A 19,517-nucleotide genomic window follows, 5' to 3' on the forward strand; every position below is an offset into this window, starting at 1 on the left:
GGGCAGGCTCCATATGTGCGCTCTTGACCCGTGAAAGGCGGGACGCAGCCGGTCACCGCCACGCCTCCGGCCCCGCACGCGGAGCCGGACACGGTCAGGACCACACGGGGAGAAGGCCGGGAAAAACGGCACGGCCCCCGCGAGGGATGCTCGCGGGGGCCGTGCCTGCGGGGTCAGAGACCGGCGGCCTTGCGCAGGGCGTCGGCGCGGTCGGTGGCCTCCCAGGAGAACTCGGGACGACCGAAGTGACCGTAGGCGGAGGTCGCCGAGTAGATCGGGCGGAGCAGGTCGAGGTCGCGGATGATCGCGGCCGGGCGCAGGTCGAAGACGCTGAGCACGGCCTCCTGGATCTTCTCGACCGGGACCTTCTCGGTGCCGAAGGTCTCGACGAACACGCCGACCGGGTGCGCCTTGCCGATGGCGTAGGCGACCTGGACCTCGGCACGGTCCGCCAGCTCCGCGGCCACGATGTTCTTGGCGACCCAGCGCATGGCGTAGGCGGCCGAGCGGTCGACCTTGGACGGGTCCTTGCCGGAGAAGGCGCCGCCGCCGTGACGGGCCATGCCGCCGTAGGTGTCGACGATGATCTTGCGGCCGGTCAGACCGGCGTCGCCCATCGGGCCGCCGATCTCGAAACGGCCGGTGGGGTTGACCAGCAGCCGGTAGCCCTCGGTCTCGATCTCAAGACCGGCGAGCACCGGATCGACCACGTGCTCCTTGATGTCCGGGGCGAGCATCTCCTTGAGGTCGATCTCGGCCGCGTGCTGGGTGGAGACGACCACGGTGTCGAGGCGGACCGGCTTGTCGCCGTCGTACTCGATGGTGACCTGGGTCTTGCCGTCGGGGCGGAGGTAGGGGACGGTGCCGTTCTTACGGACCTCCGACAGGCGCTCGGCCAGGCGGTGGGCCAGCTGGATCGGCAGCGGCATCAGCTCGGGGGTCTCACGCGAGGCGTAGCCGAACATCAGGCCCTGGTCGCCCGCGCCCTGGCGGTCGAGCTCGTCGGAGCCCTCGCCCTCACGGGCCTCGTAGGCGGCGTCGACGCCCTGGGCGATGTCGGGCGACTGCGCGCCGATAGACACCGAGACGCCACAGGAGGCGCCGTCGAAGCCCTTGTGCGAGGCGTCGTAACCGATTTCGAGGATCTTCGCCCGGATGAGACCGGGGATGTCGACGTAGGTCTCCGTCGTCACCTCTCCGGCGACGTGGACCTGACCGGTGGTGATCAGCGTCTCGACCGCGACACGGCTCCGGGGGTCTCCCTTGAGCATGGCGTCGAGAATCGCGTCACTGATCTGGTCGGCGATCTTGTCCGGGTGGCCCTCGGTGACCGACTCGGAGGTGAACAGGCGACGGGACAAGTCAGTGGCTCCTCATGCAGCGGCTGCTGGCGTCTGGGACTTCGGGGCACACGGCACCCGAAGCGCTCGCCGAATTCTAGCCCCACCAGGTACGGCGCCGCGAAATCACCCTGAATCCGGCGTGCCCGAATCCTGACGCCTTGCCGTCCAACCAGCCCAAAATCACACTAAACCAACCCATTTACCGGGATATCACGCTACGGACGGCGACCGGAGAGCAGGGTTCAGAGGTCGGGCAGGGGGTCGGCGGGCAGCGTCTCCGGCGCGAAGACCTCGGCGTCCGCGGCGCACACCACCGCCGCGTACTCCTCGTCGATCTCGAAGACCATCCCGCCGAACTCGATGGCCGCGCTCGAGGAGAACTCGACCGGGCCGAGCCGGGTACGGCGCGCGTGCGTCGCGTAGACCGAACTGGGCATGCCGTGGTCGAAGAACTTGGTGGACATCACCAGGATCGACCGGTCGGTGACCACGATGAGGAAGGCCGCCGTCCCCGGCGAGCTCACGGAGAGGGCGGGCAGGACGTAACTGATGTCCTCCCCCGGCGGAAGCAGGGCGCGGCAGCGCGCCCTGACGGCAGCGGAGACCGGCATGGTCGGGAACCCTCCGGGCGTGACGTTCCAGGTCGCTCCGGACGCAGTATCCGCCGCCGGCCGATCTCCGGCAAGGGAGTCAGGCCAGGCGTTCGGCGACGAGGTCCCAGACCACGTCGGCCAGGGCCTCCTTGGGGCCGCGCGGGATCTCGACCCGGCCGCCCTCCGAGGCCAGCACGACCGCCGCGTTGTCAGGTGTCCCGAAGGCGAGATTCTCCCCGACCTGGTTGACGACCAGCAGGTCACAGCCCTTGCGGGCGAGCTTGGCCTGCCCGTTGGCGAGCACGTCGTCGGTCTCGGCCGCGAACCCCACGATGACCCGCGGGCTCGGCCCCTCCCCCTGCCTCCGGCGCTCACCCAGCTCAGCAAGGATGTCCGGATTTTTCACCAAATGGATAGGGTCGGGATCGGCCGAGGTCTTCTTGACCTTCGACTCGTTCCGCCGCGCGGGCCTGAAGTCGGCGACGGCTGCGGCCATGACCACGGCGTCGGCCTCCTCGGCCGCCTTCAGCACGGCCTCGCGCAGTTCGAGCGCCGACTCGACCCGGACGACCGTCGCCCCCGCCGGATCGGGCAGTGCGACGTTGGCGGCGACCAGGGTGACCTCCGCGCCGCGGGCCAGGGCCGTACGGGCCAGCGCGTAGCCCTGCAGGCCGGAGGAGCGGTTGCCCAGGAAGCGGACCGGGTCGATGGCCTCGCGGGTGCCCCCCGCCGAGACCACCAGCCTGCGGCCCGCGAGGTCGGCGGGCCTGCCCGCGAGCACGCCCCGGCAGAACTCGAAGATCTCCACGGGGTCGGGCAGCCGTCCCCTGCCCGTGTCGGCGCCGGTGAGGCGGCCGACGGCGGGCTCGACGACGAGCGTGCCGCGCTCGCGGAGGGTCGCCACGTTCGCGCGGGTCGCGGGGTGCTCCCACATCTCGGTGTGCATCGCGGGCGCGAGGACGACCGGGCAGCGCGCGGTGAGCAGCGTGTTGGTCAGCAGGTCGTCGGCCAGCCCGTGGGCGGCCCTGGCCAGCAGGTCCGCGGTCGCGGGCGCGACGACGACCAGGTCGGCGCCCTGGCCGATCCTGACGTGGGGCACCTCGTGCACCGACTCCCAGACGTCGGCGGCGACGGGGTTTCCGGACAGGGCGGCCCAGGTGGGCTCGCCGACGAAGCGCAGGGCCTGCCTGGTGGGCACGACGCGCACGTCGTGGCCCGACTCGGTGAACAGGCGCAGCAGCTCACAGGCCTTGTAGGCGGCGATGCCGCCGCCGACCCCCAGGACGACGGCCGGTCGGCGGCGCGGGCCGGGGACCGCCTGCTCCGCCGGGACGGGCTCCGTCCGGGATGGTTCCGCGAGGGAGGAGGGGAGGGCGGTCTCGCCCTCGCCAGGCGTCCGCATCGGCGGGACTAGCCCTCGATCGGCTCTGAGGTCAGCAGACCCTCACTGACCTCGCGCAGCGCGATGGACAGCGGCTTCTCCTGGGCGTGGGTCTCCACGAGCGGCCCGACGTACTCCAGCAGGCCCTCGCCGAGCTGGGAGTAGTAGGCGTTGATCTGACGGGCGCGCTTCGAACCGAAGATCACCAGACTGTACTTGCTGTCGACGATCTCCAGCAGGGCGTCGATCGACGGGTTGGTGATGCCTTCGGAGTAGGCCGCGTTCGTTGCCACGTTGTGTTTTCCCCTAGTTAGGTGAACGTCCGGGGCTCGAAGCCTCGGGAGCATCAGCCAACAAGGCTATCAGCCTGTGGCATACCTCCTGGACGGACGTGTTCACCAGGGAGAGATCGAACTCCTGCTCCGCGGCCATCTCGATCCGGCCCGCGGCCAGGCGGCGGGCGATGACGTCCTCGGGCTCGGTGCCCCTGCCCCGCAGGCGCTTCTCCAGCTCCTGCCAGCTCGGCGGGGCGAGGAAGACCAGCAGTGCCTCCGGCATGCTCGCCCGGACCTGACGGGCCCCCTGCAGGTCGATCTCCAGGAGCGTGGGCACCCCGGCCGCGAGCTTGGCGAGCACGGGGCCGCGCGGCGTGCCGTACCGGTTGCCCGCGAACTCCGCCCATTCGAGCAGCTCGCCCGAGGCGGCCAGGCGGTCGAACTCCGCGTCGTCGACGAAGAAGTACTCGACCCCGTGGGTCTCACCCTGCCGGGGCCTCCTGGTGGTCACCGAGACCGACAGCCACACCTGGGGGTGTGCCCGCCGAAGCTCGGCGACGACCGTGGACTTGCCAACGCCTGACGGCCCTGAGAGGACCGTCAGGCGGTTGCCGGTCGGCCCGGGGAAGGCTCCAGCCCCCTCCGGACCTTCGACCGGGGACACGGAGCCGCCGGACCCGCTCTCAGCGGTCTTCCCCGGAGCCCGACTCCCGTCGGACCACGATGTTCCGGTCAACTCCACAACCCCCCGTGATGCCGTTCCCGCGCCAGGCGCGGATGAGCGTGTCCGTACCGGACCGAGACTAGCCCTCGGCCCCGCCGAACTCACGCTCAAGGGACGCCCGCTGGTTGGCTCCCAGGCCCCGCACGCGGCGGGACTCTGCGATGCCAAGCCGCTCCATCAGCTGCTTGGCGCGGACCTTGCCCACGCCGGGGAGCGACTCCAGAAGAGCCGACACCTTCATCTTGCCGATGACGTCGTCAGCCTGCCCGTCTTTGAGCACCTCAGCCAGAGAGATAGCGCCGTGCTTCAGGCGGTTCTTAACCTCGGCACGCTCTCGGCGGGCCTTGGCAGCCTTCTCTAGGGCTGCGGCGCGCTGCTCAGGGGTAAGGGGAGGAAGAGCCACGCCGGGTCACCTCGAATTTCCTGTCGATGTACTCGGACGGGAAGGGAAACTAGCTGGTCATCGCGCTTCAAGCAACGTCAAGACCAGTTTCTTCCCTTAGAAAATCTACTTCGTCACTTTGTGTAGCGTGAAAGTCGCCGAGTGTCGATGAAACAACCCTCAACTCCGTGTTTTACGGGGGCGTGGATCACATCCCGGATCAGGCGTTCCCACCGGCCGAGGAGAGGGCTCTGCGCAGCGCGGCGGCGATTCCCGCGGCGGCCGCGCCGGGGTCGGCGGCGCCGGTGATCGGGCGGCCGATCACCAGAAGATCGGCCCCGTCGGCCAAAGCCCTCTCCGGAGTCGCTACTCTTGCCTGGTCCTGAGTCTCAGAACCGGCGGGGCGGACGCCGGGGGTGATCAGGGTGACGTCCTGGCCGACCTCTGCCCGCACCGCGGCGACCTCGCGGGGTGAGCACACGAGGGCCTGGGCACCCGCGCCCACGGCCAGCGAGGCCAGGCGGCGCACGGCGTCGTCGGGAGAGCCCTCCAGGCCGACGCGCTCCAGATCGGCCGCGGACAGCGACGTGAGCACCGTCACGGCCGCGATCCGGGTGTCGGGCAGCGCCTCGACGGCCGCCCTGATCATGGCGGGGCCTCCGGCCGCGTGGACGGTCAGGATGGCGGGCTTGAGCCGTGCCACGGCCCTGGCCGCGCCGGCGACCGTGTTGGGGATGTCGTGCAGCTTGAGGTCGAGGAAGATCTGGACGCCGCTGGCGCCCCTGACCGAGGCGATCACCTCGGGGCCGTAGCGGAGATAGAGTTCGAGCCCGACCTTCACGGTGCTGACATGCGGGGTGACCATGCCCGCCCAGCGGGCTGCGGTCTCCAGGTCGGGCGCGTCCAGGGCTACGGCGATGGGTGCGGGCGTCACAGGGAACTCTCCTCCAGGTCTATCCGGTTCCGGGCGGAAGCGCCCGGCGGGCGATGGGCCAGCCCGACCGCGTCGGCCAGCCGGTGGAAACCGCGCGCCGCCAGGAGCTCCTCAAGCTCTCTCAGGACACGCAGGCAGGCGTAGGGGTCGTGGAACAGGGCGGTGCCGACGGCGACGACGCAGGCGCCCGCCAGGATGAGCTCGAAGGCGTCCCTGCCGGTCAGCACGCCGCCCATGCCGATGATGGGCACGCTGGGCAGTGCCGCGTGCACCTGCCACACGCAGCGTACGGCCAGCGGCCTGATGGCCGGTCCCGACAGGCCGCCGGTGACCGCGGCCAGGGAGGGCCGCATGGCCTCGGTGTCGATGCTCATGCCGATCGGGCTGTTGATCATCGAGAGGGCGTCGGCGCCGCCGTCGACGCACGCCCTGGCCACGCTCACGATGTCCATCACGTCCGGCGACAGCTTGGCCACGACCGGCACGTCGTAACGCATGACCGAGCGGACGGAGGCGACCACCTCGGCGGAGGCGGCCCCGTCACGGGCGAAGACCCTGCCCCGGTCCTCGATGTTGGGGCAGGACAGGTTGACCTCGACGGCGGTCACCCCGGGGGCGTCGGTGAGCCTGCGGGCCAGCGCGGTGTACTCGGCGACGGTGCCGCCCCCGATGGAGACCACGGTCCTTATCCCCCGCTGGGCCAGCCAGGGCAGCTCGCGTTCCAGGAAGGCGTCCATGCCCGGCCCCTGCAGGCCGACGGCGTTGAGCAGCCCCGAGGGGGTCTCGGCGACCCTGGGGGTCGGCCTGCCCGCCCTGGGGGCCATGGTGATCGATCTGGTCGTCAGGGCGCCGATCCTGGCCAGGTCGAAGAACTGGGCCAGCTCGGCCCCCGAGGCTGCGCACCCCGCGGCCGTGGTCATGGGGTTGGCCAGTTCCACATGCCCCAGGTAGGTCCGCATGTCAACCGACATTCCGTGTTCCCCCACCCGGCGCTCCCAGCGCGTCGAACGGGATGGTCCCCACGTCGTCGAAGCGGACGCGCTCGCCTCTGAAGACCGGTCCTTCGACGCACGAGCGCACCATCCGGGTGACGCCGTCGTCTCCGATGACCGGCAGCACACACGTCATGCACACGCCGATCCCGCAGGCCATCCGTTCCTCGACGGCCACCTGCACCGGGATGTCGAACTCGACCGCGACGGCGGTGACGCCGCGCAGCGTCTCCATCGGGCCGCACGCGTAGACCGCGTCCGCCCTGACGTCGGCGATCACACCGGGCAGCACGTCGGCCACTCTGCCGCGCATACCGAGGGAACCGTCCTCCGTGGTCAGGGTGGTCGTCTCTCCCATCCTCCTGGCGCGCAGCGCGCCGAAGACCCGGTCGGCCGAGGCCGCGCCGAGCACGAAGTCGACGCGGCAGCCGCGCTGCTGGAGGGCGTCGGCCACGGTGAACAGTGTCGCCGAGCCGTACTCGGCGCCGACCAGGACGCAGGTCGCGGGGTCGCGGGGCAGCGGGAACGGCCTGCCGAGCGGGCCGACCAGGTCGAGAGTGTCGCGGGCGCGGCGCTCGGCGAGCCAGGCCGTGCCCGGCCCCCTGACGGTGAAGACGAACTCGACCGTGCCGCCGTAGTCGGGTTTGACGTCGTGGACGAAGAAGACCCGGCGCGTCAGCATCGATGTCTGCGGCCCGCCGACGGCGACCGAGACGAAGTGGCCCGGCCTGAACCGCTCGGCGACGCCGGGCGCGACCACGGTCAGCGCGTGGTAGGCGTCGACCCGGCGCGTCGTCAGCACCGTGCCCGTCACCTGCACGGGAGTAACAGCCGTCTCTCTCACCTCCGCCTAGGCGTCGACCCCGCAGGTGTTCTCGTCTCCGTGACGTCCGGTCCCTCGCACGGCGCGGAGCGGGCCCCGCGGCCTGCCGCCGCTCACCCGTCCCGCCTGCCGGACGCGCCCGCGGTCCGCGTCCGGCTCCTCATTCTCCACGCCCGGGACCGGTCCTCGTCCGCCGCGGGAGGACCACCGGGCCGAACCGGGCCGGCTCAGCCCCGCAGCCGCCGCGCGTGCTCCTGCAGCGACCGCACGCCCACATCACCGCGGACGATGGCCTGGATGCCCTGTACGGCCGCCGCCAGCCCCTGGACGGTCGTGATGCAGGGCACGCCCCGCAGCACCGCCGCGGTGCGGATCTCGTAGCCGTCCAGCCTGGGTCCGGACTGGCCGGGGCTGCCGAAGGGCGTGTTCACGATGAGGTCCACCTCACCGTCCAGGATGCGCCCGCCGATGGTCGGCTCCCCGTCGGGCCCCGGCCCCTCGCTCTGCTTGCGCACGACCTTGGCCTGGACGCCGTTGCGGTGCAGCACCTCGGCGGTCCCCTCGGTGGCGAGGATCTCGAAGCCGAGATCGGCCAGCGCCTTGACCGGGAAGACCATCGCGCGCTTGTCGCGGTTGGCGACCGAGACGAACGCCCTTCCCTTGGTGGGCAGCGAGCCGTAGGCGGCGGCCTGCGACTTGGCGTAGGCGGTGCCGAAGAACTCGTCGATGCCCATGACCTCGCCGGTCGAGCGCATCTCGGGGCCGAGCACGGTGTCGACGCCCCTGAACCGGTTGAACGGCAGCACGGCCTCCTTGACCGCGATGGGCGCGTCGAGCGGCAGGGTGCCGCCGTCGCCCTCCGCCGGGAGCATGCCCTCGGCGCGCAGCTCGGCCACGGTGGCGCCCATCATCACCCTGGCCGCCGCCTTGGCCAGCGGGACCGCGGTCGCCTTGGAGACGAACGGCACCGTACGGCTGGCCCTGGGGTTGGCCTCCAGGACGTACAGGATGTTGGCCGACAGGGCGTACTGCACGTTCAGCAGGCCCCGCACGCCCACGCCCCTGGCGATCGCCTCGGTCGCGGCGCGGATGCGCTTGATGTCGTGACTGCCGAGCGTCATGGGGGGCAGCGAGCAGGCCGAGTCGCCGGAGTGGATGCCGGCCTCCTCGATGTGCTCCATCACGCCGCCGAGGTAGAGCTCCTCGCCGTCGAACAGGGCGTCCACGTCGATCTCGACGGCCTCGTCGAGGAACTTGTCCACCAGGACCGGGTGGTCGCTGGCCGCGCCCGCCCTGGCCATGTAGGTGGACAGCGTGCTGTCGTCGTAGACGATGGCCATGCCCGCGCCGCCGAGGACGTAGGAGGGCCGGACCAGCACCGGGTAGCCGATCTCCTCGGCGATCTCCAGCGCCTCCTCGACCGTGACGGCGGTGCCGTGCTTGGGCGCGGGCAACCCGGCCTCGGCCAGGACCCGGCCGAACGCGCCGCGCTCCTCGGCGAGGTGGATCGACTCGGGCGAGGTGCCCACGATCGGCACCCCGGCGTCCTTGAGCGCCTGGGCCAGGCCGAGCGGGGTCTGGCCGCCGAGCTGGACGATGACGCCCGCGACGGGGCCGCTCTGCTGCTCGGCGTGGACGACCTCCAGGACGTCCTCCAGGGTGAGCGGCTCGAAGTAGAGCCGGTCGGAGGTGTCGTAGTCGGTCGAGACGGTCTCCGGGTTGCAGTTGACCATGACGGTCTCGTACCCGGCGGCCGAAAGCTCGAAGGAGGCGTGCACGCAGGCGTAGTCGAACTCGATGCCCTGGCCGATGCGGTTGGGCCCGGAGCCGAGGATGAGGACCTTGGGGCGCTCGCCCTGCGGGACCTCGGTCTCCTCGTCGTAGGTGGAGTAGAGGTAGGGGGTCTGGGCGGCGAACTCGGCCGCGCAGGTGTCCACGGTGTTGTAGACGGGCCGTACGCCCAGCGCGTGCCGCAGGGCGCGGATCCCGGGCTCGTCGGCGCCGCGCAGCTCGGCGATCTGCGTGTCGCTGAAGCCGTACCGCTTGGCCCTGACGAGGATCTCGGCGGTGAGGTCCTCCGCCTGGCGCACCTCGGCGGCGATCTCGTCGATCGCGTAGAGCTGGTCGAGGAACCACGGGTCGACCGCGGTCGCCTCGAACAGCTCCTCGGCCGTGGCGCCCGCGCGGATGGCCTGCTGCATGGTCCGCAGCCTGCCGTCGTGCGGCGTACGGCAGGCGGTCAGCAGCGCGTCCTTGTCGCCGGGCTCCCCGGCCCAGGTGAAGGTCGACTCCTTCTTCTCCAGGGACCGCAGGGCCTTCTGCAGGGCCTCGGGGAAGGACCTGCCGATGGCCATGGCCTCGCCGACCGACTTCATGTGGGTCGTCAGGGTCTGGTCGGCCCCGGCGAACTTCTCGAAGGCGAAGCGCGGCACCTTGACCACGATGTAGTCGAGCGAGGGCTCGAAGGAGGCCGGGGTCTCCCTGGTGATGTCGTTGGGGATCTCGTCCAGGGTGTAGCCGACGGCCAGCTTGGCGGCGATCTTGGCGATCGGGAAGCCGGTGGCCTTGGAGGCCAGGGCGCTGGAGCGGGAGACGCGGGGGTTCATCTCGATGACGATCATGCGCCCGGTGGCCGGGTTCACCGCGAACTGGATGTTGCAGCCGCCGGTGTCGACGCCGACCTCGCGGATGACCGCGATGGCGACGTCGCGCATGTTCTGGTACTCGCGGTCGGTGAGGGTCAGCGCGGGGGCCACGGTGACGCTGTCGCCGGTGTGCACGCCCATCGGGTCGAGGTTCTCGATGGAGCAGACGATGACGACGTTGTCCGCCTTGTCGCGCATGACCTCCAGCTCGTACTCCTTCCAGCCGAGGATGGACTCCTCAAGGAGCACCTCGGTCGTCGGGGAGGCGTCCAGGCCGGCGCCGGCGATCCTGCGCAGGCCCTCCTCGTCGTGGGCGAAGCCGGAGCCGACGCCGCCCATGGTGAAGGAGGGCCGCACGACCAGCGGGTAGCCGAGCTCGCCCGCGGCGGCCAGGCACTCGTCCATGGTGTGGCAGACGAACGAGCGGGCCGACTCGGCGTTGAGACCGTGCTCGGCGGCGACCTTGGTCACGATGTCCTTGAACATCTCGCGGTTCTCGCCCGCCTGGATGGCGTCCACGTCCGCGCCGATCAGCTCGACCTCGTACTTGGCCAGGACACCGGCCTCGTGCAGGGCGATCGCGGTGTTGAGCGCGGTCTGGCCGCCCAGGGTGGGCAGCAGCGCGTCGGGGCGCTCCTTGGCGATGATCTTCTCGACGATCTCCGGGGTGATCGGCTCGACGTAGGTCGCGTCGGCGAACTCGGGGTCCGTCATGATCGTGGCCGGGTTGCTGTTGACGAGGATCACGCGGAAGCCCTCGGCGCGCAGCACGCGGCAGGCCTGGGTGCCCGAGTAGTCGAACTCGCAGGCCTGCCCGATCACGATCGGCCCCGAGCCGATCACCATGACCGACTGGATGTCCGTACGCTTAGGCACCCTTGTTCCCCCTCGTCGTGTTCCCTGTCTCTTCCTGCGTCGCTTCCATCAGGGCGCAGAAGCGGTCGAACAGCCCGGCGGAGTCGTGCGGGCCCGCCGCGGCCTCCGGGTGGTACTGGACGCTGAAGGCCGGCCTGTCGATCAGCCGCAGTCCCTCGACGCAGTCGTCGTTGAGGTTGACGTGGCTGACCTCCGCCGGGCCGTACGGCGTGTCGAAGGAGCCGTCGAGCGGGGCCCGTACGGCGAAGCCGTGGTTGTGCGCGGAGATCTCCACCTTGCCGGTGCGGCGGTCCTGGACGGGCTGGTTGACCCCGCGGTGGCCGTAGCGCAGCTTGTAGGTGCCGAGCCCGAGGGCGCGGCCGAAGATCTGGTTGCCGAAGCAGATGCCGAAGAACGGCTTGCCCGCCTCCAGGACGCCGCGCAGCGCCTCGACCTGGTGGTCGGCGGTGGCCGGGTCGCCGGGGCCGTTGGAGAAGAACACCCCGTCGGGGTCGAGGGCGAGGATGTCCTCTGCGGTGCTGGAGGCGGGCAGGACGTGCACCTCGCAGCCGCGCTCGGCCATCCGGTGCGGGGTCATCGCCTTGATGCCGAGGTCGACGGCGGCGACCGTGAAGCGCTTGGCCCCGACCGCCGGCACCACGTACGGCTGGGCGGTCGAGACGGCCTCGGCGAGGTCGGCGCCCTCCATGGCGGGGCTGTTCCTGACCCGGGCGAGGAGCTCCTCCACCGGCGCGAGGGCCTCGCCGGAGAAGACGCCCGCGCGCATGGCGCCGCGTTCGCGCAGGTGGCGGGTGAGGGCGCGGGTGCCGGGGATGGCGATGCCGACGACGCCCTGGTCCCTCAGGTAGTCGTCGAGGGAGCGCCTCGAACGCCAGTTGGAGGGGATGCGGGCGGGTTCGCGGACCACGTAGCCGGAGACCCAGACGCGCGAGGACTCGGGGTCCTCGTCGTTGACCCCCGTGTTGCCGATGTGCGGCGCGGTCATCGCGACGATCTGGCGGTGGTAGGAGGGGTCGGTGAGCGTCTCCTGGTAGCCGGTCATCCCGGTGTTGAAGACCATCTCGCCGAAGGTCTCACCTTGGGCCCCGTAGGGGGTCCCGTGGAAGACGCGGCCGTCTTCCAGCACTAGCACTGCGGTCACTCGAACACCCCGATCATCTCGGTCATTGCTCCGCAAAGTATGAAATATCTGGCGCACCTGAGAGGTGTCTCTCCATGATGTGGGACGGCCTCGCGCCACCCGCGGCGACACCCTGCGGCTGCGGGGTCGCGACGGCGCCCTGACGCCGCGGGGGCGACGCCGGGACGGCACAGCCGTACGGCAGGCCCGCTCGGGCCGGGCCTCACGCGATCTTTCCGTCCAGGACGGTCGGCCTGCCGCGCAGGAAGGTCGCCACGACCCTGCCGGGCAGGCTCCTGCCCTGGTAGGGGGTGTTGCGGCTCTTGGAGGCGTATCCGGCCGGGTCGACCTCGGCGCGCGCGGCCGGGTCGTAGAGGGTGACGTTGGCCGGGGCCCCCACCTCGATCGGCCCGCCGTGCTCGGCCACCCGGCCGATCCTGGCCGGGGCGGACGACATGCGCTCGGCCACACCCGCCCAGTCGAGCAGCCCGGTCTCGACCATGGCCTCCTGCACGACGGACAGCGCGGTCTCCAGGCCGATCATGCCCATGGCCGCGGCGGCCCACTCGGTCTCCTTGTCCTCCACCGGGTGCGGGGCGTGGTCGGTGGCGACGCAGTCGATCGTGCCGTCGGCCAGGCCCGCGCGCAGCGCCTCGACGTCGGCGCGGGTGCGCAGCGGCGGGTTCACCTTGTAGATGGGGTTGTAGGAGCCGACCGGGGAGTCCTCGACGAGGTCGTCGGTCAGGAGCAGGTGGTGCGGGGTCACCTCGGCGGTGACGTCCCAGCCCTTCGACTTGGCCCAGCGGACGATCTCGACCGAGCCCGCGGTGGACAGGTGGCACACGTGCAGGCGTGAGCCGACGTGCGCGGCGAGCAGGCAGTCGCGGGCGATGATCGCCTCCTCGGCGACCGCGGGCCAGCCGGTCAGCCCGAGCCTGCCGGAGACCGCGCCCTCGTTCATCTGCGCGTCCTTGGTCAGGCGCGGCTCCTGGGCGTGCTGGGCGACCACGCCGTCGAAGGCCTTGACGTACTCCAGGGCGCGGCGCATGAGCACCGCGTCGGAGACGCACCTGCCGTCGTCGGAGAAGACGCGCACCCGCGCGGCCGAGTCGGCCATCGCGCCGAGTTCGGCCAGGCGCTCGCCGTCGAGCCCGACGGTGACGGCGCCGACCGGGCGCACGTCGCAGTGGCCCGCCTCCTGGCCGAGGCGCCAGACCTGCTCGACGACGCCCGCGGTGTCGGCGACCGGGTCGGTGTTGGCCATGGCGTGCACGGCGGTGTAACCGCCGAGCGCGGCGGCGCGGGTGCCGCTCTCCACGGTCTCGGCGTCCTCGCGGCCCGGCTCGCGCAGGTGGGTGTGCAGGTCGACCAGGCCGGGCAGCGCGATGAGCCCGGTGGCGTCGACGGTCTCGTCCCCGCTCAGGTCCTGGCCGATCTCGGCGAAGACTCCGTCGCGGATCAGGATGTCGGCGGGCTCTCCGCCGAGGATCCTGGCGCCCTTGATGACGATGGTCTTCACTGGATCTCTCCTCCGAGGTCGGCGCCGCCGAGCAGCAGGTAAAGGACGGCCATGCGGGTGGTCACACCGTTGGTGACCTGTTCGACGATCGTCGAGCGGGGCGAGTCGGCCACCTCCGCCGCGATCTCCATGCCCCGGTTCATCGGGCCGGGGTGCATCACGACGGCCTCGTCGTGCAGCCGGGCGACGCGCTCGCGGTCGAGGCCGTAGCGGCGGCTGTACTCCCGCTCGGTGGGGAAGAAGGCGGCGTTCATCCGCTCGCGCTGCACGCGCAGCATCATCACCACGTCGGACTTGGGCAGCACGGCGTCGAGGTCGTAGGAGACCTCACAGGGCCAGGATCCGACGCTCACCGGCAGCAGGGTCGGCGGGGCGACCAGGGTCACCTCGGCGCCGAGCGTGGCCAGCAGGAGCACGTTGGAGCGGGCGACCCTGCTGTGCAGGACGTCGCCGACGATGGTGACCTTCCTGCCGTCGAGCGAGCCGAGGCGGCGGCGCATGGTGAAGGCGTCGAGCAGGGCCTGGGTCGGGTGCTCGTGGGTGCCGTCCCCGGCGTTGACGACGCTGCCGCGCACCCAGTTCGCCAGGCGGTGCGGGGCGCCCGAGGCGCCGTGCCTGATGACGACGGCGTCGGCGCCCATGGCCTCCAGGGTGAGCGCGGTGTCCTTCAGCGACTCCCCCTTGGAGACGCTCGACCCCTTGGCGGAGAAGTTGATGACGTCGGCGGACAGGCGCTTGGCCGCGGCCTCGAAGGAGATGCGGGTGCGGGTGGAGTCCTCGAAGAAGAGGTTGACCACCGTACGGCCCCGCAGGGTCGGCAGCTTCTTGATGGAACGTTCCGAGATCTTCGCCAGTTCGTCGGCGGTGTCCAGGATCAGCAGGGCGTCGTCACGGCTCAGGTCGGCCGCCGAGATCAGGTGCCGCTTCACTTGTCGTCTTCCTTCAGCAGCAGGACGGCGTCGCGGCCGTCGTTCTCCTCCAGGTAGACCTTGACGATCTCGGACTTGGAGGTCGGGAGGTTCTTGCCCACGTAGTCGGCCCTGATCGGCAGCTCCCTGTGGCCCCGGTCCACCAGGGCGGCGAGCTGGACGGCCTGCGGACGGCCCAGGTCGTTGAGGGCGTCGAGGGCGGAGCGGACGGTGCGGCCCGAGTAGAGGACGTCGTCGACGAGGACGACGATCCTGCCGTCGATGCCGTCGGCGGGCACCTCGGTGCGGCCGAGCGCGCGGGCGGGCCGCAGGCGCAGGTCGTCGCGGTACATGGTGACGTCGAGGGACCCGACCGGCACGGAACGGCCTTCGAACTGCCTGATGTAGCCGGCCAGGCGGCGGGCCAGGTGAACGCCCCTGGTGGGGATCCCCAGCAGGACGATGTCCTCGGCACCCTTGGTGCGTTCGAGGATCTCGTGGGAGATGCGGATCAGCGCGCGATTGATGTCGGGTCCTTCGAGGACCGCGTGCGCGCCCCCGCGGGCATGCGAAACGGCATCAGCCAATGCGAACACCACCTTTCCCGCCTCACGGGACGGGTCTTAAAGGAAGCTGACGTCCTCACGTTAGCAGCCGCCCGGCGATGCTCCTGAAGCGCCCCCTTGACCCTCCAACCACGACAAACCACACATATAGCCCAGATGCCTACAATCCGGATATTTCATGGTATTGATCAACATCTCTGGATGGACGAAGATCTACCTCCCTAGCTTGGCAAAACCCGACAAAGTGCCATTAAAATCCTTCGGGTCATCGTCAGCCACCGGGGAATCGAGAACCATGGGCTTGTCCGCTCGCGAAAAGCGCGCCCTCGACGGGATCGCCGACCGGATCTACAGCGAGGACCCCCTCCTGGCCGAGACGCTGTCGTCGTTCGCGACCGGCGCGGTCACCGCCGAGCCCCTGCCCGCCCGCCGCGGCGCCTTCCCCGGCGTCCTGATCCCCGTCGCCCTGCTGGCCGCGATCATGGCGATCATGGCCGTGCTGCTTCCCCCGATCTCGGGTTCGGCCGCCGAGGTCGCCCCCTCCCCCACCCACGCGCTGACCCGCGGCTGACCTCCGGCTCCGCGCGCCGTCCGCCCTGGTAGGACGGGTTTCGCACCTTTCCCCGTTGGGGACCCCATTGGTTATCGGCACCCGAAACGGGCAGTGCGGGGGATGCGTGCCAGGGGGCGTGGGATGGGAGATTCCTTCGGCGACCGTCCGCGAGGGCGCACCGCCGCAGAAGAAGGAGTGATCCGCGACGAGGCGGCCGAGGAGATCGCCGGGGAACACGGCAAACTCGGCCTGCCCGCGGCCATCGCCCTGATCGTGGGCAACATCGTGGGCACGGGCGTGTTCCTGCTGCCCGCCTCGCTGGCCGCCTACGGCACCGTCAGCATCCTGGCCATGGCCCTGGTCTCGATCGGCGCCGTCGCGCTCGCCGTGGTGTTCGGCAGGCTCGGCGCGCGCCTGCCGGAGGGCGGCGGGCCGTACGCCTACGCCAAGGACGCCTTCGGCGAGTTCTCCGGCTTCTGGAACGCCTGGTCGTTCTGGCTGACCGCCTGGATCGGCAACGCCGCCATCGCCGTCGTCTGGGTCAACTACGTCGGCTACTTCCTGCGCTGGGACTCCCCCGCCGCCCGGATCGCCCTGGCGCTCGTCGCCCTGTGGGTCCCCGCGCTGATCAACCTGAGCGGTGTGCGGAACATCGGCGTCTTCGCGCTGGTCACCACGGTGCTGAAGTTCGTCCCGCTGGTCTTCGTCGCGGTGGTCGGCCTGTTCTTCATGCGGGGCGCCGACTTCGGCCCCTTCGTGGCGACCGGCGGCTCCTGGATCGCGGCCCTGTCCACCGCGGGCGCGCTGGCGCTGTTCATCTACTCGGGCGTGGAGAGCGTCACCATCGTCGCGGAGAAGGTCAGGGACCCGGCCCGCAACATCGGCAGGGCCAGCGTCTACGGCGTGCTGATCTGCGCCGCGATGTACATGCTCAGCACGGTCGCCGTCTTCGGCGTCGTCCCGCACCAGGCGCTCGTCGGCTCCACCGCCCCCTTCGCCGACGCGATCAACGCCATGTTCGGCGGGAGCGTCGGCGGCGGCGTCATGGCCGCCTGCGCGATCGTCTCCGGCATCGGCGCCATCAACGGCTGGACCATGCTCGTGGCGGAGATGCCGATGGCCGCCGCCAGGGACGGCCTGTTCCCCTCCGTCTTCGCCCGGCGGTCGCGCCGCGGCGCGCCCTGGGTCGGCATCGTCGCCGGGACCGCGCTGACCTCGCTGGTCGTGTTCTACAACTATCTCGGCTCGGAGGGCGGCTTCGACAGGATCCTGCTCATCGCCACCTTCACCACCGTCATCCCCTACTTCTTCTCCGCCTGCGCCCAGCTGTTCTGGCTGGTCACCGGGGCCCGCGAGGTCAAGGGGGCCAGGCTCGGCCGCGACCTGGCCGTGACCGCCCTCGCCGTCCTGTTCGCCTTCTGGATGACGTACGGCGCCGGCACCCAGGCCATCTTCGTCGGATTCCTGATGCTCCTGGTGGGCATCCCCGTCTACATCTGGACCAAGGCCAGACGCGGCGAGTACGGCCCGGGAGGTGAGGCCGCCGTACCGGCGGCCGGGCACGACCGTTGACCGACCGGCCATCACGAGGCCAGCACGGAGGAAGAGAGATGACCTTTCACGTCGACTCCGAAGTCGGGCGGCTCCACCGGGTCCTGCTCCACAGGCCCGAGCTGTCCCTGAAGCGGCTCACCCCGTCGAACAAGGACGACTTCCTCTTCGACGACGTGCTGTGGGTGCAGCGCGCGGTCGAGGAACACGAGGAGTTCCAGCGGGTGCTGCGCGAGCACGGGGTCGCCGTCCACCTCCTCGGCGACCTGCTGCGCGAGACGATCGACATCCCCGAGGCCCGCAAGTACATCCTCGACCACGTCATCGAGGAGCGTTTCTTCGGCCCCATGGCCGTGGACGCCCTGCGCAACGCGCTGGACGCCATGCACTCCGACGACCTGCAGCTCTACCTCACCGGCGGGATCACCAAGCAGGAACTCGTCGAACGGGGCACCGACCCCAAGAGCCTGGCCTTCCACACCCTCGGCCCCGACGACTTCGTCCTGCCCCCGCTGCCCAACCACCTGTTCACCCGCGACACCTCCTGCTGGATCTACGACGGCGTCTCCGTCAACGCGATGCGCAAGAAGGCCCGCCAGCGCGAGACCGTGAACTACGAGGCGATCTACCGTTTCCACCCGATGTTCACCCCGGGCTTCGACAGGCCGCAGGAGGGCGGCTTCAACCTGTGGATGCCGGGCATGGCCGCCGCGCCCGCGACCATCGAGGGCGGCGACGTGCTGGTGCTGGGCCGCGGGGCCGTACTGGTCGGGATGAGCGAGCGCACGCAGCCGCAGGCGGTCGAGATGCTCGCGCGCAGCCTGTTCGCCAAGGGCGGCGCGAAACGGATCGTGGCCCTGAACATGCCGAAGGCACGGGCGTTCATGCACCTGGACACCGTGATGACCAGCGTGGACGTCGGGGTGTTCGTCAAGTTCGCCGGGCTCGGGATGCTGCCCTCCTACACCGTCGAACCCGGCGACACGGAGAAGGAACTCAAGATCACCGATCACGCGCCCGAGGACATGCACCGGGCCATCGCCCGCGCCATGGACCTGGACGAGATCAGGATCCTCACCCCGACGCAGGACGTCTACGCGGCCGAGCGGGAGCAGTGGGACGACGGCTGCAACGTGCTGGCGATCAGTCCCGGCGTGGTCATCGCCTACGAGCGCAACACCACCACCAACAACTACCTGCGCGCCAACGGCGTCGAGGTGACCACCATCAGGGGCAGTGAGCTCGGCAGGGGCCGCGGCGGTCCCCGGTGCATGAGCTGCCCCCTCGAACGCGACGGCATCTGACCTCTCACCAGGGACAGGCACATGGCATTCAACCTGCGCAACCGCAGCTTCCTCAAGGAGCTCGACTTCACCCCCGAGGAGTTCGGGTTCCTCCTCACCCTCGCGGCCGACCTCAAGGCGGCCAAGTACGCGGGCACCGAGAGGCCGCGCCTGAGGGGCAGGAACATCGCCCTGATCTTCGAGAAGACCTCGACCCGCACCCGGTGCGCCTTCGAGGTCGGCGCGCACGACCAGGGCGCGCACGTCACCTACCTCGACCCCTCCGGCTCCCAGATGGGCCACAAGGAGTCGGTGCGGGACACCGCGCGGGTGCTCGGCCGGATGTTCGACGGCATCGAGTACCGCGGCAGCAGGCAGGCCTACGCCGAGGAACTGGCCGCCTACTCGGGCGTCCCCGTCTGGAACGGCCTCACCGACGAGTGGCACCCCACCCAGATGCTCGCCGACCTGCTCACCATGCGGGAGCACAGCGACAAGCCCCTGCGCGAGATCTCCTACGCCTACCTGGGCGACGCCCGCAACAACATGGGCCACTCGCTGCTGGTCACCGGCGCGCTGATGGGGATGGACGTGCGGATCGTGGCTCCCAGGCAGCTGTGGCCGGAGGAGACGGGGGTCGCCGGGCCCGCCAGGGACCTCGCCGAGGCGACCGGCGCCAGGATCACCGTCACCGACGAGGTCGCCGAGGGCGTCAGGGGCGTGGACTTCCTCTACACCGATGTGTGGGTGTCCATGGGCGAGCCGGACGAGGTGTGGGACCAGCGCGTCAAGCTGCTCATGCCGTACCAGGTGAACGCCTCGGTCGTCGAGGCGACCGGCAACCCCAGGGTGAGGTTCATGCACTGCCTGCCCGCCTTCCACGACCGGGAGACGAAGGTCGGCGAGGAGTTGTTCGAGAAGACCGGCCACGACGCCCTCGAGGTCACCGACGAGGTCTTCGAGTCCCCGCTGTCGATCGTCTTCGACCAGGCGGAGAACCGGCTGCACACGATCAAGGCCGTCATGGTCGCCACCTTGGGAGACTGAGG

The 19,517-nt window shown here is 70.6% G+C and carries 18 protein-coding genes; 4 read left to right on the forward strand and 14 right to left on the reverse strand.

Translation table 11 applies throughout. The features are described 5' to 3' along the window. Window positions 1-173: 173 nt before the first annotated feature. The 14 genes from metK to pyrR form a co-directional block, all read right to left on the reverse strand. Window positions 174-1,361, reverse strand: a complete 1,188-nt coding sequence (gene metK / locus ABZ463_RS22600; protein WP_352008956.1) for a methionine adenosyltransferase — start codon at window positions 1,359-1,361, stop codon at window positions 174-176. 224 nt (window positions 1,362-1,585) lie between these two features. Further along, window positions 1,586-1,954, reverse strand: a complete 369-nt coding sequence (locus ABZ463_RS22605) for a hypothetical protein (protein WP_352008955.1) — start codon at window positions 1,952-1,954, stop codon at window positions 1,586-1,588. A gap of 79 nt (window positions 1,955-2,033) precedes the next feature. Beyond that, window positions 2,034-3,338 carry a bifunctional phosphopantothenoylcysteine decarboxylase/phosphopantothenate--cysteine ligase CoaBC gene (coaBC, locus tag ABZ463_RS22610; protein WP_352008954.1) on the reverse strand — a complete coding sequence of 435 codons (1,305 nt, stop codon included), beginning with the start codon at window positions 3,336-3,338 and terminating at the stop codon, window positions 2,034-2,036. Between the two features lie 8 nt (window positions 3,339-3,346). Then, entirely contained in the window at window positions 3,347-3,610 is a 264-nt protein-coding gene (gene rpoZ, locus ABZ463_RS22615) for a DNA-directed RNA polymerase subunit omega (RefSeq protein WP_352008953.1), read from the reverse strand. Window positions 3,611-3,623: 13 nt separating this feature from the next. Continuing rightward, window positions 3,624-4,256: a guanylate kinase gene (gene gmk, locus ABZ463_RS22620; protein ID WP_362778614.1), complete on the reverse strand. Its 633-nt coding sequence runs from the start codon at window positions 4,254-4,256 to the stop codon at window positions 3,624-3,626. 139 nt (window positions 4,257-4,395) lie between these two features. Continuing rightward, entirely contained in the window at window positions 4,396-4,719 is a 324-nt protein-coding gene (mihF, locus tag ABZ463_RS22625) for an integration host factor, actinobacterial type (protein ID WP_184714603.1), read from the reverse strand. A 199-nt stretch (window positions 4,720-4,918) separates the two neighbouring features. After that, the gene (gene pyrF / locus ABZ463_RS22630) at window positions 4,919-5,632 is read right to left on the reverse strand and encodes an orotidine-5'-phosphate decarboxylase (protein ID WP_352008951.1); all 714 of its coding nucleotides are present in this window, start codon (window positions 5,630-5,632) and stop codon (window positions 4,919-4,921) included. After that, complete coding sequence (locus ABZ463_RS22635; protein WP_352008950.1) at window positions 5,629-6,603, reverse strand: dihydroorotate dehydrogenase; 975 nt, start codon at window positions 6,601-6,603, stop codon at window positions 5,629-5,631. Before ABZ463_RS22635 ends, pyrF begins: the two co-directional genes overlap by 4 nt. Beyond that, window positions 6,593-7,444, reverse strand: coding sequence for a dihydroorotate dehydrogenase electron transfer subunit (locus ABZ463_RS22640; protein WP_352006960.1), 852 nt, complete (start codon window positions 7,442-7,444; stop codon window positions 6,593-6,595). The genes ABZ463_RS22635 and ABZ463_RS22640 overlap by 11 nt, the downstream gene beginning before the upstream one ends. A gap of 230 nt (window positions 7,445-7,674) precedes the next feature. Beyond that, window positions 7,675-10,968, reverse strand: a complete 3,294-nt coding sequence (gene carB, locus ABZ463_RS22645; protein ID WP_352008949.1) for a carbamoyl-phosphate synthase large subunit — start codon at window positions 10,966-10,968, stop codon at window positions 7,675-7,677. Next, window positions 10,961-12,109, reverse strand: a complete 1,149-nt coding sequence (gene carA / locus ABZ463_RS22650; protein WP_352008948.1) for a glutamine-hydrolyzing carbamoyl-phosphate synthase small subunit — start codon at window positions 12,107-12,109, stop codon at window positions 10,961-10,963. The genes carB and carA overlap by 8 nt, the downstream gene beginning before the upstream one ends. A 202-nt stretch (window positions 12,110-12,311) precedes the next feature. Then, the gene (locus ABZ463_RS22655; RefSeq protein ID WP_352008947.1) at window positions 12,312-13,607 is read right to left on the reverse strand and encodes a dihydroorotase; all 1,296 of its coding nucleotides are present in this window, start codon (window positions 13,605-13,607) and stop codon (window positions 12,312-12,314) included. Continuing rightward, a complete protein-coding gene (locus tag ABZ463_RS22660) occupies window positions 13,604-14,536 on the reverse strand; it encodes an aspartate carbamoyltransferase catalytic subunit (RefSeq protein ID WP_352008946.1) in 933 nt (310 codons plus the stop codon). Before ABZ463_RS22660 ends, ABZ463_RS22655 begins: the two co-directional genes overlap by 4 nt. Beyond that, entirely contained in the window at window positions 14,533-15,102 is a 570-nt protein-coding gene (gene pyrR / locus ABZ463_RS22665) for a bifunctional pyr operon transcriptional regulator/uracil phosphoribosyltransferase PyrR (RefSeq protein WP_352008945.1), read from the reverse strand. Before pyrR ends, ABZ463_RS22660 begins: the two co-directional genes overlap by 4 nt. A gap of 280 nt (window positions 15,103-15,382) precedes the next feature. Between pyrR and ABZ463_RS22670 the strand changes: the two genes are divergently transcribed. From ABZ463_RS22670 to argF, 4 genes are all read left to right on the forward strand, one after another. Next, the gene (locus tag ABZ463_RS22670; RefSeq protein ID WP_352008944.1) at window positions 15,383-15,652 is read left to right on the forward strand and encodes a DUF3040 domain-containing protein; all 270 of its coding nucleotides are present in this window, start codon (window positions 15,383-15,385) and stop codon (window positions 15,650-15,652) included. 123 nt (window positions 15,653-15,775) lie between these two features. After that, complete coding sequence (locus ABZ463_RS22675) at window positions 15,776-17,206, forward strand: amino acid permease (protein ID WP_362778624.1); 1,431 nt, start codon at window positions 15,776-15,778, stop codon at window positions 17,204-17,206. A gap of 38 nt (window positions 17,207-17,244) precedes the next feature. Continuing rightward, window positions 17,245-18,489 (forward strand): arginine deiminase, encoded by a 1,245-nt coding sequence (locus tag ABZ463_RS22680; RefSeq protein ID WP_362778626.1) that lies wholly within the window; start codon window positions 17,245-17,247, stop codon window positions 18,487-18,489. A gap of 21 nt (window positions 18,490-18,510) precedes the next feature. Next, window positions 18,511-19,515, forward strand: coding sequence for an ornithine carbamoyltransferase (gene argF, locus ABZ463_RS22685; RefSeq protein WP_352008941.1), 1,005 nt, complete (start codon window positions 18,511-18,513; stop codon window positions 19,513-19,515). Window positions 19,516-19,517: the final 2 nt, after the last annotated feature.

This window comes from Streptosporangium sp. NPDC020145 (genome assembly GCF_040631275.1).
GTDB lineage: Bacteria > Actinomycetota > Actinomycetes > Streptosporangiales > Streptosporangiaceae > Streptosporangium.